The sequence below is a fragment of the Synechococcus sp. 1G10 genome, assembly GCF_002252625.1.
Lineage (GTDB): Bacteria > Cyanobacteriota > Cyanobacteriia > PCC-6307 > Cyanobiaceae > Regnicoccus_A.
Genome location: NZ_NQKW01000002.1, coordinates 165,542 through 178,228, shown reverse-complemented (window position 1 = coordinate 178,228; position 12,687 = coordinate 165,542). Strand labels below are relative to the sequence as shown.

The window sequence follows — 12,687 nt, the reverse complement described above, 5'->3', positions numbered from 1 at the left end:
ATCAGATCCTCCTGGTTGAGCTCAGAGCTTGTCGATCGAGCGTTTCAGTTCCTCGAGCTCGGCGTCCACCTCAGCCACCTTCACCGGTTCGAGCTGGGGAACCGGGCCGTTCTCAACTGGCAGGGCGATCGGATTGGCGCCTCCCTCGAGGCGGGTCTTCAAAGCGGCAAGCTCGTCATCAACGTCGGTGCCTTCAAGGGCCGCGAACTGACTTTCGAGATCGGCGCCGGCCAGCTCGGCAGCCGCCTGGCTGCGGGCCTCCTGCTGCAGAACCTTCTCCTCCATCTGCTCGAAAGCGGCCATGGCGTTGTTGGTGCCCAGACCGCTCACGGCGCTCTGAAGCTGCTCCTGAGCCTGGGCCGCCTGGGAGCGGGCCTTGAGCATGTCCTTCTTGGTCTTCGCCTCGGCGATCTTGCCCTCAAGGGCGGTCAGGCTCTTCTTGAGCGTTTCCACCTGACCGGCCTGGCTGTTGAGCTGGGCATTGAGAGCCGTGGCGGTGTCCTGGTACGTCTTGCGGCGGCTGAGGGCCTCGCGGGCCAGATCCTCCCTGTTCTCCTTGAGCGCCAGCTCGGCCTTGTTCAGCCAGGACTTGCTCTGGGAGTCCGCCTGCTCCGCCTGGTTCTGAAGCCGTTTCTGACTGGCGATAGCGGTGGCCACCGCCTGGCGCAGTTTCACCAGGTCGGACTGCATGTCCGCCACGGACTGATCCAGGATCTTGGAAGGATCCTCGGCCTTGCTGACCAGATCGTTGAGGTTGGCCCGCAGCAGGCGGCTGAGCCGGTCGAAGAAGCCCATGGGTCGAGGTGGGGGCAATCCGGAGGGTAGCCGCTGTGGCTCACCGGAACACGGACGGTTGCCCGCACCCTCACTCCCTAATCTCAGGTCATGGCCAAGGCTCCGCAGGATCAGGTGCGCCGGATCGGCAACGTGAGCGTGCTGATGCCGGCACCTCCGGCGCCGATCGTTGCTGTGGGCTCCTGCCTGGATCAGATCCAGCAGGAGTGGCGGCGGGCCGGCAGCCTGGCCGCCCTGTGGCAGGCCTGGCCTCGGATCGCCGGCGACCAGCTCGCCCCCCACTGCCGCCCTCTCAGCCTCCGCGGCGGCGTGCTGACCGTGGGCGCCCAGCATCCCCAATGGCTGCAGGCCCTCCGCTACAACCGCCATCAGTTGCTGGGCGCCCTGCGGGGGTCCGGTTTTCCCGTCCGCGACCTGCGCTTTCGTCAACACCAGGCCCATGCCGCCGGGCTGCCGGGCAGTGAGGACATCGCCCAGGTCTGGGCTGCCCATCCCAGCCGGGTGGACGTGCATGGGCTGGGACTCTGCCCCGCCTGTTGCAGCCCCGCCCCAGCCGGTGAACTGGCCCGCTGGGGCCACTGCGGCCTTTGCCACCGCAACCTGGAGGAGGCCCCAGGTCAGTAACGCTCGGGCACCGGCAGCTGCCAGGTGGGCGCCACTCCAGCGGCCCGCAGCTCAGCGGCCCGTCGCTGGAGCCGGCCCCGATCGAGGCGCCAGAGCCGGTACAGCCCAGAGCGGCCCAGCTCGACTGGAGCGAGGCCCTGCCAGTGGGGCTTCCTGGCCGTGCCCTGATCGATCACCACCAGCACGGTGGGTTGAACCTCAGCGGAGCTGGGGCTCAGACCCAGGCGGTGTTCCCGCTCGAGGCGGTCGGCCAGGTTTACCAGCGCGGTGCGGGATATCCCCTCGTAGAGGACCACCTGACGGGTGTAGTAGTGCAGCGACGGTTTGAGGATTCCAACCATCGCCAGGGGCTCGGCGCCCAGGCGCTGCAGCCGAACCTGCTGGGCCACCGTCCGTACCGGCAGCCCCCTCACCCGGTCCCCGAGATTCCACATTGGCAGGACCGCCAGCAGGTGAAACAGCACCAGAGCCAGCTGGGCTGGCACCAGCCCCCAGGGCCGCGGCTTCGGCGTCCAGCAGAGCCAGAGCCCGGCCAGGGTGGCCAGGGCATAACAGACCGCCGCCCGCAGCACCAGGCCACTGGCCAGCAACTCCGCCGGCAGGGTGGGCATCTCCGGATCGTTGATCAGGGGAATCCAGCTGGGCGAGAGCGCCAGGACCAGGGTGAGCGCCGCCATCAGCGCCACGGAGGCCCCCAGGGCCCAGCGGCTGGCCCTACCCCCTTCGGCGGCGGTTAGGGCGATCAGCAGGCCGGCGGCCGGTGTGGCCGGCAGCCAGTAACTGGGAAGTTTCGTGGCGGCCAGGGTGAAGAAGATCAACACGGCCAGCAGCCAGCAGGCGGCGTAGCTGGCCAGGGAGCCGGCGGGCTCGAGCAAGGCGGCAGCGGGGGGCACCTGCTCACGCCAGCGGTGCCAACAGCGGCCCAGGGCCCTGAACAAGCTGAGCAGAAGCAGGGGGGAGAAGGGAAGGCTGGCCAGCAGCAGCACCGGCGCGAAGTACCACCAGGGCTGAAGGTGCTGGTTCACCACCGATGTGAATCTCTGCAGGTTGTGGTAGCCGAAGAAGCTGGCCCAGAAAGGCTCGCCCTCCATCGCCAGAGCCGCCAGATACCAGGGCAGAGCCACCAGAGCGGTGAGTGCCAGACCAGGCAGGGGCCGCAGCCGTCGCCAGAGCGCCCCCAGGCGGCGCTGGTTGAGTCCGAACCCCAGCAGGGTCAGGGCCGCAAGGGCCAGGGCCACCGGCCCCTTGGTGAGCACCGCCAGGCCGAGCACGATCCAGGCGGGCCAGACCGCTCGGCGAGGCTCAGCCCAGCTCTGCCAGAACAGCAACAGCGACACGGCCAGACAGCCGGTGAGCAGGGCATCGCTGACGGCAATCCGCCCCCAGAGCAGGATCAAGGGCGAGAGGGCAAAGGCCAGAGCAGCACCGAGGGCGGTGCTGACGGAGCGCAGCCCGCCGCTCGACTGTGGCCAGCGCAGCAGGGTATAACCCAGGCTGAGCATCACGGCGATCACAGACAGGGCCGAGGGCAGACGAGCGGCCCAGGTGCCCAGGGGGTTCCACTGCTCCTGGCCGGGGATCATGTAGCCCACTCCCATCAGCCAGTAGATCAGCGGCGGCTTGTCGTAGCGCGGCAGTCCATTGACGTGGGGAATCAGCCACTGGCCGGTTTCGGCCATGGCCCGGGCGGAAGCGGCGAACAGGGGAGGTGTCTCATCCACCAGCCCTGTGGCGCCGAGCTGCCAGAGAAACAGGGCGATGCCCAGCACCAGGATCAGACCCAGCACCGCCCAGCGACCAGTGGCACGTTGAGCCCCATCCGGGGAACGGGAAGGGGACGGGGACACGGGTGGCGCCTGAGTCGCTGCGAACTTAGGCCGGGCGCAGACCCTCCCGGATCCAGGTCTCGATCCGCTCGGCGAATGCCTCCCTGGAGGCGTGGCGCTCCACCCAGCGGCGGCAGGCGGAGCGCTCCAGCCCCACCGCGCCCCGCGCCGCCAGCGTCAGAGCGGCCACATCGTCGGGGGGCACCAGCACCCCGGTGACACCCGGCACGATCAGTTCGCCGGGGCCGCCACGGGCGTAGGCCACAACAGGCACGCCACAGGCCATCGCCTCGACCACCACATTGCCGTAGGCCTCGTTCCACTTGGGCGTGTTCAGCAGCAGCCGGCAGCGGCCCAGCTCCGCCTGCAGGGCACTGGTAGGCAGGAAACCACGCCATTCGATGGTGCCTGAGGGCACCGAAGCCTCCACAGCGGCGGCATAGGTCGGGTCCTCACGCACCCCCCAGACCAGCAGCCGCTCACCCAGGCTGGCCGCCACCGCCGCAGCGTCCTCCAACCCCTTCTCAGGCGCGATGCGGCCAGCCCAGCCGAGCAGGGGCTCGGGATCCGGCCGCTCGCGGAAGCTGTAGGCCGACAGGTCGAAGCCATTGCCCACCACCAGCGGCGGGGCGGGCAGGCGGAAGTCGCTGGCCTGGGCCCTGCTGTGAAAGGCCAGCCGGCGCTGGTCACTCAGGGCCACCGCCTCGATCACCTCATCCATCACCGTCGCCACCGAGCCCATGCTCACCAGGTGGAACAGCGGCGTGGGCAGCAGGGGGGTGAGCCAGAAGGGCAGCCAGTCGTAGGCAAGGTTCAACACCGCATCGAACTCCCCCTGGCGAGCATGCACCTGCTGCCAGAAGGCCGGCAGCAAACCGGCAGCGGGAATCTGAACGGGGGCGTCACGGAGCTGGTGCTGCCAGCTGGGCTGATCGACGCCGGCCGCCGTCCAGAGCCGGGCGGCCAGGCAGCTGCTGGAGAGCCGCGACCCCTCAGCGGCCAGCACCGTGAGCTGGTGACCGCGGCCGAGCAGACCGGCCACCAGGCTCTCGAGCGTGAGCTCCACGCCGCCGCCAGCACCTGAGCCGAGCGTTCCCACCGGCGTGCTCACCACGAGCAGGCTCAAGGGGGCCGTCATGGGGGCAGGCCCGGCGGTTCCGGTTCGGGCAGCGCCGGGCTCCAGAGCCGCTGGCGTTGGTTGATCAGCAGCACCGAGCCAAGCGCCAGGACCGAGCCGAACCACTGCAGCGGCCGCAGCCGTTCCTCCAGCAGCAGCAGGCCGCAGAGCAGGGCGAACACGGGCGTGAGAAAGGTCAGCGCGGTGAAGCCGGTGAGGTCGCCGCGGCTGGCGAACCAGAAGAACAATCCGTAAGCCAGGGCGCTGCCCAGCAGGCTGGCATAGGCCATCAGCCCCCACTCCAGGGGGCTCCAGGCAGGCCAGAAGGGCGCCGCGGCCGGATCCAGCCGAGTGACGCCCAACGATCCGATCAGCAGGGGCACCCCGCCGATAAGCATGTGCCAGCCGGTGACGGCCACCGGGTCGCTGCCGCGACTGGCGTATCGGCAGAGCACGGTGCCCACCGCCATGGCCACCGCCGCCCCCAGCATCCAGGTCTCGCCATGGCTCCAGGGATGCAATCCCAGGGCCTCCGGTCCATCCAGCCACCAGTGCCGCAGCAGCGGCGCCGGCAGGCCCAGGCAGGCGATGCCGGCCAGTCCCAGCAGCAGACCCGACCAGCCCACCGGATTGATGGCCTCACCGAAGAGACTGCGGGCCAGCAGGGCCACCAGCAGGGGCTGGGAATCGATCAACACCGAGCCGAGGCCCGCACCGGTGCTCTCCAGACCCCGGGCCAGCAGCCCTTGAAACAGAGTGCCGTCCACCAGGGCGAAGGCCAGCAACCAGAACCGGTCGGAGGCCGCCACCGCCAGGGAACGCCCCTGCAGCCGCGCCACCACAAGCACCGCCAGGGCTGCCGGCAGCAGGCGCATCCAGGCGATCGTGAGCGGGCCGGCTGACTCGAGCAGGGGTTTCATCGCCGCCATCGCCGTGCCCCAGAGGGCGAAGGGCAGCAGCATCAACAGCCATCGGAGCTGGGGCGTCATCGAAACGGTCGTCGGTGACCTTTTTAAGATCCAGCGACATCGATCTGCATCGCATGCCCTGGCCCTGGCGCCGCAAGTCCCGCAAGAGCATGGCGAGGATCGTGATCGAGGGGGCAATCGCCGGCCCGACCCGGGAGCGGGTGGTCAAAGCCCTCCGGCAAGTGGAGGACAGGGAATTCCCGGCGCTGCTGCTCCGCATCGACAGCCCCGGCGGCACCGTGGGCGACAGCCAGGAGATCCATGCGGCCATCGGTCGCCTGCGCAGCAAGGGCTGCCGCGTGGTGGCCAGCTTCGGGAATATCTCCGCCTCCGGAGGCGTGTATGTGGGGGTGGCCGCCGAAAAGATCGTGGCCAACCCGGGCACGATCACGGGTTCGATCGGCGTGATCCTGCGCGGCAACAACATTTCAAAGCTGCTTGAGCGCATCGGCATCAGCTTCGAGACCGTCAAGAGCGGCCTCTACAAGGACATCCTCTCGCCTGACCGGGCCCTGACCGCCGACGAACGGGAGCTGCTGCAGGGTCTGATCGACTCCAGCTACGGCCAGTTCGTCGAGGCGGTGGCCCAGGGCCGAGGACTGAGCGACAGCGAGGTGCGCGGCTTCGCCGACGGACGGGTGTTCAGCGGTGCCCAGGCCTTGGCACTCGGGCTGATCGACGAACTCGGCGACGAGGAACACGCCCGGCGGCTGGCCGCTCGCCTGGCCGGTCTGGATGAGGAGAAGACCCAGCCGGTGATGTTCGGCAAACCCCAGAAGCGGCTGGCGGGCCTGATCCCCGGCCGCAACCTGCTGGGAGGTCTGCAGCAGGCCCTCAGCCTGGAGCTGGCCTGGTGCGGCCAACCGCTGTGGCTCTGGCGGCCATGAACGAGGACAGGGAGTTGCGGGCGCTGAGGGGCGCCACCACCGCCACAGCCAACACCACGGCCGCCATCGAGGAGGCGGTGAGCGAACTGCTCGCCAGCCTGATCGACGGCAACGGCCTCAGTGGAGCGTGGGTGTTGTCGGTGACCTTTTCAGTGACCGCCGATCTCGACGCCGGGTTCCCAGCGGCCATCGCCCGGCGGCAGCCCGGCTGGGACGGAGTGGCGCTGCTCGACTGTCAGCAGATGGCCGTGGCCGGCGACCTGCCCCGCTGCATCCGCCTGCTGGCACACGCCTGGATGGAGCCAGGCAGGCAGCCCCTGCACCCCTATCTGAGGGAGGCGGCCCGGCTGCGGCCGGACAGATCCGGTCACAACTGACAGCTGTGCCGCTGCCCCCACGAGGGGCTGGCCCCGATGGCGCCGGCCGACAATCCAGACAACACCCGGGCCCGCTTGCGCCGGCCACCCCTGATCCACTCTCCATGACCCTTCCGACCCTGCAACAACGGCTGCGCCGAATGACGGCCTCCCTGCCCAGACGCACCGGCCTGCTAATGGCTGCCGCGGGCATGGGCCTGGGGGCCTTGATGGCCGGTGCTGGCGCCGGAATCGCTCCGGTGGCCAGCCTGGCCCAGGGCACGCCCGGGCTGCTGGAGTTCCGCTGGGACAACAACAAAGACTACCGGCGGCTCTATTTCTTCATGACCGACACCTCACGGCTGAAGCGATCGGATTACTACCTGATCCTGAGGCCAAAGGATCGCAAGACGGCCATGCTCAAGCTCACCATTTCAGTTCCCGATAACTTCGACGCAAAAATCGATCCCAAAGACATCAAGCTCTGCGTGATGAAGGAAGGCGGGATGCTCTCCCGCACCCGCTGCAAGGAAACGATTCCTGCCGTCATTGAAGTGAATGCCAACGGCAAGTCAATCGAGATCTTTCCGGAGCGGCCCGTGCCCGTTGATGGCACCATCGGCGTGTTCATGTCGATCTTCAATCCGTTCAACATCGGCATGTACCAGTTCAATGCTCTGGCCCAGGCACCTGGCGATGTGCCCTTCGGCGGCTACCTGGGCAGCTGGCTGATCCAGATCGATCCGGGGATCGATTGACCCCTGGCTGTTAAGTTGATCGATCGAGACCAGGCCAGACGCCGAGACGCACCATGACCAAGCGAACCCTGGAAGGAACAAGTCGTAAGCGCAAGCGGGTGTCGGGATTCCGCGTACGGATGCGTTCCCACACCGGCCGGCGCGTGATCCGCACCCGCCGTCGCCGCGGCCGTGCTCGCCTGGCCGTCTGAGGCCTGAAGGGAGATTCCCCGCCCCATGGCCCTTCCCAGGGATCTGCGCCTGCGGGGCGAGAAAGCCTTTGACCACCTCTATCGCAAGGGCCGCCGTTTTCACGGCACCTACCTGGTGCTTCGCTCCGTGGTCGGTGAGCCCTCCCTGTTGCGTGCTCCCCTCGGCCAGGTGCCGCTCCAGGGCTGCCGCTGCGCCGTCGTGGTGAGTACCAAAGTGAGCAAGCGGTCAGTAAGGCGCAACCGGCTCAGACGCCTGCTGCACGGCTGGCTGAACGAGCGCTGCGGCCAATTGCCCGCTGACCCCAACGGCCTGTGGCTGCTGCTCAGCCTCAAGCCAGGCTCCGTTGAGGCCAGTCCTGAGGCCTTGCTGGGAGAATGTTCGGAGCTGTTCCGCAAGGCAGGCCTGAGTCGATGACCATCGAGGTGACCGAGACCACGTTCTACGAAGGGGGACCGGCTCGGGGGGATCTGCTGTTCAACCTGCTCTTCGGTCTCACCCTGATCGGCATCCCCTTCGCGGTCGGCGCGATCGTGCGGGCCCTCTGGCTGCGCTTCCGCATCACCAGCAGGCGGATTTCGGTCAGCGGTGGCTGGCTTGGCCGTGACCGGACCCAGGTGGTCTACAGCCAGGTGCGGGAGGTGCGCTCGGTGCCCCGGGGCTTCGGCGCCTGGGGCGACATGGTGCTGGTACTCAGCGACGGGGCCAAGCTCGAGATGCGCTCCATGCCCCGCTTCCGTGAAACCGAGGCCTACATCCTCGAGCAGATGGCCCGCCGTGGCGGCGCCAAGGCCCCAACCGAAAACAAAGGATTCGCTGACTCCCAGCCGGCCAGTGCCTGACCCCCAGGCCCAGGCCGCCAGTTCGAGGCCTCCGGACGGGATTTGCCCGCATCGGCGTCACTCCGATCAGCTGCTCGGGCACACTGGTTCAAACCCTCACCCTTCTGCCGCCTCCCCGCTGTGATCGGCTACATCTCCGACAACCTGCTTCTGCCCATCCTCGATTTTTTCTATGGGCTGGTGCCGAGTTACGGGCTGGCGATCATCGCCCTCACCGTGGTGATCCGGCTCGCCCTCTTCCCCCTGAGCGCAGGCTCGATCCGTAGTGCACGGCGCATGCGCATCGCTCAGCCCGTGATGCAGAAGCGTCAGGCTGAGATCAAGAGCCGGTACGCCAGCAATCCCCAGAAACAACAGGAGGAACTGGGCAAGCTGATGAAGGAGTTCGGCAGCCCCCTGGCCGGCTGTCTGCCCCTGCTGGTCCAGATGCCGATCCTGTTCGCTCTGTTCGCCACCCTGCGCGGCTCACCCTTCGCCGATGTGCCCTACACCCTCAATCTCAAGGTGTTACCGGCCGATCAGATCGCTGCGGTGGAGATCAAGCCGTTCAACAGTGCCAGTCACTCGATCTTCATCACCGAAACCAGTCACGTGCCAGTCGTTGCCAGCCTGGAGGGCGGCACCAAGCTGGGCATCGGCGACTCAGCCCAGGTGAACCTGCACACCAAGGACGGGCAACCCTTCAGCAGCGTGCTCGAGGGCGTGGAGAACGGCTCGAAGTACACGCCGTCCTGGCGTGTGAGCAAAGGCGAGGGCGTGGTGCGAGTGAGCGAGTCAGGTTTGATCGAGGCGATCGCCCCTGGTGATGCAACGGTGGAAGCATCGGTGCCCGGCCTGGCGGCCCGCAGTGGATTCCTGTTCATCAAGGCCCTCGGTCAGGTGGGCTTTTACACCGATGGTGCGATCAACTGGGACATCGCCATCCTGGTGGGGGCCTTCGGAGCCAGCCTGTTCATTTCCCAGATCCTCTCTGGATCTGGGATGCCGCCTAACCCTCAGCAATCGACGGCCAACAAGATCACGCCGGTGATGATCACCGGCATGTTCCTTTTCTTCCCGCTGCCTGCTGGGGTGCTGCTTTACATGGTGGTTGCCAACATCTTCCAGGCCCTGCAGACCTTCCTGCTCAGCCGGGAGGCCCTGCCTGAGAACCTCCAGGACATCCTCAATCAACAGCTCGCCCAGCAGACAGTGGCGGTGGCGGCCACCGCTGGTGGGTCTGAGCGGCTGCCCTTTGAGCCCAAAGGCAAGAAGTGATGACGCGGCGTCCCTCGCCGTTGCCTGAACCATCCCTGCTGCGGCCCATGCCCCTGCAGGAGCTACGCCTGCTGCAGGAACCACGCTTGTGGGCTGTCGACCAGCAGCTGGAGGATCTCGAGAGCCTCACGCCGGTGCGGGGCTGGTTGAGCGTCCGCCACGGCGAGCCCGTGCTGGAAGTGGAGGGGGAAGCCGAAACCATCGTCACCCTCTGCTGCGACCGCTGCCTGAGCACCTACAACCACACCCTGCACTTCCGGGGGGAGGAGCGACTCTGGCTCGGAGATGCCGATCAACTCGGCGATGACCTCGACGCAAGCGAGCTGATCGAGGCTCTCGATCCCCGCGGCAGCTTCGATCCGGCCCGGTGGCTGTTTGAGCAACTCAGCCTTCAGCTGCCCTTGCGGAACGACTGCGGCCCGGGCTGCCCCGGACCGGACCTGCCAGAGCAACCTGAGGCCAGACAGGAAGCCTCCTCCACGACCGGCGGGGGAGACCCCATCGATCCCCGCTGGTCGGCCCTGCGCCATTGGCGATGAGCGAGGAGTGGGCCGACCAGCTTGATCTGCTGATCCGTGCCCGCGCGCCGATCCTCTGGATTCGCAGCCCCGAGGAGGAGCGCATCGCTGCTCTGCTCCAGCGCGCCGCCCAGCGCCTGGGCCAGCGCACCTTGCTGCGCTGGGATTTCGTCGAGGGGCTCCAGGGGCTGCCGAACCGCGAGGGTGAGGCCACCCGCAATCCAATGGGAGCCCTGGAGGCGATCGAGAGCCTGCCCCCGGATCAGGCGGCGATCCTGCTGCTGCTCGATTTCCACCGCTATTGCGACGACCCCGGCATCGGCCGCCGGCTGCGCAACCTGGCCACCAGCCTGCGCCAGAAACCGCGCACCCTGGTGATCACCGCCCCGGAATGGCAGGTGCCGCGGGAACTGGAAGAGTGCCTCACGATCCTCGACCTGCCCCTGCCCGATGCCGGTGAGATCAGCTCTCTGCTGGAGAGCATCGCTCAGGCCTGCGGCCACCCCCTGAGCCCCGGTGTGCTCGAGCAGCTCACCCACTGCTGCAGCGGCCTGAGCGAACAGCGCATCCGTCAGGTGGCGGCGCGGGCCCTGGCTCGGCGCGGCCAGCTGGGGGAGCCCGATCTGGCAGAGGTGCTGGAGGAGAAGCGCCAGGCAATCGCCCGCAGCGAGCTGCTGGAGTATTGCCCCACAGAGGCCAGCCCCGCCGACATCGGCGGGCTGGAGGCGCTGAAGCACTGGCTGGAGCAGCGGCGACTGGCCTTCAGCGATGAGGCCGCCGCCTATGGCCTGCCCCTGCCACGGGGAGTGTTGCTGGTGGGTCCCCAGGGAACCGGTAAGTCACTCACCGCCAAGGCGATCGCCCACAGCTGGGCCATGCCGCTGCTGCGCCTGGATGTGGGGCGGCTGTTCGCCGGCCTGGTGGGCGCCAGCGAAGCCCGTACCCGCGACATGATTCGCCGCGCCGAAGCCATGGCACCGTGCGTGCTCTGGATCGACGAAATCGACAAGGGATTCGGCGGTGACAGCCGCAGCGATGGCGGCACCAGCCAGCGGGTGCTGGCCAGCCTGCTCACCTGGATGGCGGAGAAGCGCTCGGCGGTGTTCGTCGTGGCCACCGCCAACGGGGTGGAGAGCCTGCCGCCGGAGCTGATGCGCAAGGGGCGCTTCGATGAGATCTTCCTGCTGGATCTGCCCGATGCCGCCGAAAGGCGCACGATTCTCGACCTGCAGCTGCGCCGCCGCCGCCCCGAGCACCGCATTCCCCTTGAGGTGCTGGTGGACCGCACCGCGGGATTCTCCGGTGCCGAACTGGAGCAGACGGTGGTGGAGGCGATGCACCTGGCCTTTGCGGTGCACCGCGAATTCGGCGAGGCGGATCTGATCGCCGCCGCCAGTGACCTGGTTCCCCTCTCGCGCACGGCCCGCGAACAGCTCGATGCGCTCAAGCAGTGGGCCAGCAGCGGCCGGGCCCGACCTGCATCCCGCCTGCTGCGCTGAGGCACTCGCGTGCGATCAGGCCCTCCTCATCGGCGGGGACCCGCACCAGCTCAATGGGCCCGAGCCAGCCCAGGGACAACTCAAGATCCGCCAGCAGGGCGTGATCATGCTCACCGATACCGCCGCTGAGGGCGATCACATCCACACCACCCAGGTTTGCCGCCATCGCCCCGATGCCCTCCAGCAGGCTGTGGCGAAACACGGCAAGGGCGAGGCTGGCGCCGTCGTGACCGTCGCTGGCGGCCTGGCGCAGCTGGCGCATATCGGAGCTGAGGCCACCGGAGAGCCCCAGCAGGCCACTCGCCCCCTGCAGCCCCTGCTCCAGTTGCTCGGGCGTCAGCCCTTGCCGCAGCAAATGCAGCAGCAGACCGGGGTCGATCGAGCCGCTGCGGGTTGCCATCACCAGACCATCCAGGGGCGTGTAACCCATGGTGGTGGCCACACTGCGCCCATCCCGGATGGCGCAGAGCGAGCAGCCGGCACCGAGGTGGCAACTGATCAGCCGTAGCGGCCGAGTAGGGGGCTGGTGCTTGTCAGACCAGCGACGACTGACGGTTTCACTCACGTGCTGATGGTTGAGGCCGTGAAAACCGAAACGGCGCAGGCCCAGCTCCCGCCAGGCCGCCGGCAGGGCATAGGTGCGGGCCTCCGGCGGCAGGGTGCTGTGGAAGGCCGTGTCAAAGCAGGCCCACTGGGGCAACTGGGGATTCCAGCAGCTCAGCCAGCGCATCACGGCCAGGGCAGGTCTGTTATGCAGCGGTGCCAGGGCGATCATGGCCTCCAGAGCGTCCAGCACCGGGGAGCTCAAGAGGGTGGGGGCGGTGAAGCGCTCACCGCCATGGACCACCCGGTGGGCCGCCAACAGCGGTTCCCCATTCCAGGACTCCAGGGCGGCTGGCAGCCAGCCGTCGAGGACCTCCTCCATGGTGCCGGAGGCCGGCTGCCAGCTGCGTTGCTCGCGCCATTGGCAGCGGCCATCCGCCGCGAACAGCCCCGCCTTGAGACTGGAGCTGCCCGCGTTCAGCACCAGCACCGATTCCCGGGCGTTCAT

Annotated in this window: 15 protein-coding genes; 10 read left to right on the top strand and 5 right to left on the bottom strand. The window is 68.0% G+C overall.

Translation table 11 applies throughout. The annotated features are described in order from the left end of the window. Nucleotides 1–21: 21 nt before the first annotated feature. On the bottom strand, nt 22–795 hold the full coding sequence (locus tag CJZ82_RS02935) for a PspA/IM30 family protein (RefSeq protein WP_094554297.1): 774 nt from the start codon (nt 793–795) through the stop codon (nt 22–24). A gap of 90 nt (nt 796–885) precedes the next feature. On the opposite strand from CJZ82_RS02935, the gene CJZ82_RS02930 reads away from it, so the two are divergent. After that, entirely contained in the window at nt 886–1,419 is a 534-nt protein-coding gene (locus CJZ82_RS02930) for a DUF721 domain-containing protein (RefSeq protein ID WP_094554296.1), read from the top strand. Here the strand turns inward: CJZ82_RS02930 and CJZ82_RS02925 are convergent. The 3 genes from CJZ82_RS02925 to CJZ82_RS02915 all read right to left on the bottom strand — a co-directional run bounded on the left by CJZ82_RS02925 (nt 1,413) and on the right by CJZ82_RS02915 (nt 5,351). Continuing rightward, nucleotides 1,413–3,206, bottom strand: a complete 1,794-nt coding sequence (locus tag CJZ82_RS02925) for a glycosyltransferase family 39 protein (protein ID WP_094554295.1) — start codon at nt 3,204–3,206, stop codon at nt 1,413–1,415. The two genes, CJZ82_RS02930 and CJZ82_RS02925, sit on opposite strands and share 7 nt — an antisense overlap. A gap of 85 nt (nt 3,207–3,291) precedes the next feature. After that, entirely contained in the window at nt 3,292–4,383 is a 1,092-nt protein-coding gene (locus CJZ82_RS02920) for a glycosyltransferase (protein ID WP_094554294.1), read from the bottom strand. Further along, nucleotides 4,380–5,351, bottom strand: coding sequence for a DMT family transporter (locus CJZ82_RS02915; RefSeq protein WP_094554293.1), 972 nt, complete (start codon nt 5,349–5,351; stop codon nt 4,380–4,382). Before CJZ82_RS02915 ends, CJZ82_RS02920 begins: the two co-directional genes overlap by 4 nt. A 53-nt stretch (nt 5,352–5,404) precedes the next feature. Between CJZ82_RS02915 and sppA the strand changes: the two genes are divergently transcribed. The 9 genes from sppA (at nt 5,405) to CJZ82_RS02870 (ending at nt 11,636) form a co-directional block, all read left to right on the top strand. Beyond that, the gene (gene sppA, locus CJZ82_RS02910; protein ID WP_094554409.1) at nt 5,405–6,217 is read left to right on the top strand and encodes a signal peptide peptidase SppA; all 813 of its coding nucleotides are present in this window, start codon (nt 5,405–5,407) and stop codon (nt 6,215–6,217) included. Beyond that, entirely contained in the window at nt 6,214–6,594 is a 381-nt protein-coding gene (gene aroH / locus CJZ82_RS02905; RefSeq protein WP_094554410.1) for a chorismate mutase, read from the top strand. The genes sppA and aroH overlap by 4 nt, the downstream gene beginning before the upstream one ends. A gap of 104 nt (nt 6,595–6,698) precedes the next feature. Further along, a complete protein-coding gene (locus tag CJZ82_RS02900; protein WP_094554292.1) occupies nt 6,699–7,331 on the top strand; it encodes a DUF2808 domain-containing protein in 633 nt (210 codons plus the stop codon). 53 nt (nt 7,332–7,384) lie between these two features. After that, nucleotides 7,385–7,522 (top strand): 50S ribosomal protein L34, encoded by a 138-nt coding sequence (gene rpmH / locus CJZ82_RS02895; RefSeq protein ID WP_006170261.1) that lies wholly within the window; start codon nt 7,385–7,387, stop codon nt 7,520–7,522. A gap of 25 nt (nt 7,523–7,547) precedes the next feature. Beyond that, a complete protein-coding gene (gene rnpA, locus CJZ82_RS02890) occupies nt 7,548–7,937 on the top strand; it encodes a ribonuclease P protein component (protein ID WP_094554291.1) in 390 nt (129 codons plus the stop codon). Further along, complete coding sequence (locus CJZ82_RS02885; protein ID WP_094554290.1) at nt 7,934–8,362, top strand: PH domain-containing protein; 429 nt, start codon at nt 7,934–7,936, stop codon at nt 8,360–8,362. Before rnpA ends, CJZ82_RS02885 begins: the two co-directional genes overlap by 4 nt. Before the next feature lie 120 nt (nt 8,363–8,482). Continuing rightward, the gene (yidC, locus tag CJZ82_RS02880) at nt 8,483–9,619 is read left to right on the top strand and encodes a membrane protein insertase YidC (protein WP_094554289.1); all 1,137 of its coding nucleotides are present in this window, start codon (nt 8,483–8,485) and stop codon (nt 9,617–9,619) included. Between the two features lie 20 nt (nt 9,620–9,639). Beyond that, the gene (locus CJZ82_RS02875) at nt 9,640–10,158 is read left to right on the top strand and encodes a DUF177 domain-containing protein (RefSeq protein WP_094554408.1); all 519 of its coding nucleotides are present in this window, start codon (nt 9,640–9,642) and stop codon (nt 10,156–10,158) included. After that, nucleotides 10,155–11,636: an AAA family ATPase gene (locus CJZ82_RS02870; protein ID WP_094554288.1), complete on the top strand. Its 1,482-nt coding sequence runs from the start codon at nt 10,155–10,157 to the stop codon at nt 11,634–11,636. The genes CJZ82_RS02875 and CJZ82_RS02870 overlap by 4 nt, the downstream gene beginning before the upstream one ends. Here the strand turns inward: CJZ82_RS02870 and CJZ82_RS02865 are convergent. Next, nucleotides 11,581–12,687: an acetate/propionate family kinase gene (locus tag CJZ82_RS02865; protein WP_094554287.1), complete on the bottom strand. Its 1,107-nt coding sequence runs from the start codon at nt 12,685–12,687 to the stop codon at nt 11,581–11,583. The genes CJZ82_RS02870 and CJZ82_RS02865 overlap by 56 nt on opposite strands.

Coding starts and splice junctions, on each gene's coding strand:
- CJZ82_RS02935 (WP_094554297.1), bottom strand. CDS start 795: ATGGGCTTCTTCGACCGGCTCAGCCGCCTGCTGCGGGCCAACCTCAAC.
- CJZ82_RS02930 (WP_094554296.1), top strand. CDS start 886: ATGGCCAAGGCTCCGCAGGATCAGGTGCGCCGGATCGGCAACGTGAGC.
- CJZ82_RS02920 (WP_094554294.1), bottom strand. CDS start 4,383: ATGACGGCCCCCTTGAGCCTGCTCGTGGTGAGCACGCCGGTGGGAACG.
- CJZ82_RS02915 (WP_094554293.1), bottom strand. CDS start 5,351: ATGACGCCCCAGCTCCGATGGCTGTTGATGCTGCTGCCCTTCGCCCTC.
- sppA (WP_094554409.1), top strand. CDS start 5,405: ATGCCCTGGCCCTGGCGCCGCAAGTCCCGCAAGAGCATGGCGAGGATC.
- aroH (WP_094554410.1), top strand. CDS start 6,214: ATGAACGAGGACAGGGAGTTGCGGGCGCTGAGGGGCGCCACCACCGCC.
- CJZ82_RS02900 (WP_094554292.1), top strand. CDS start 6,699: ATGACCCTTCCGACCCTGCAACAACGGCTGCGCCGAATGACGGCCTCC.
- rpmH (WP_006170261.1), top strand. CDS start 7,385: ATGACCAAGCGAACCCTGGAAGGAACAAGTCGTAAGCGCAAGCGGGTG.
- rnpA (WP_094554291.1), top strand. CDS start 7,548: ATGGCCCTTCCCAGGGATCTGCGCCTGCGGGGCGAGAAAGCCTTTGAC.
- CJZ82_RS02885 (WP_094554290.1), top strand. CDS start 7,934: ATGACCATCGAGGTGACCGAGACCACGTTCTACGAAGGGGGACCGGCT.
- CJZ82_RS02870 (WP_094554288.1), top strand. CDS start 10,155: ATGAGCGAGGAGTGGGCCGACCAGCTTGATCTGCTGATCCGTGCCCGC.
- CJZ82_RS02865 (WP_094554287.1), bottom strand. CDS start 12,687: ATGAACGCCCGGGAATCGGTGCTGGTGCTGAACGCGGGCAGCTCCAGT.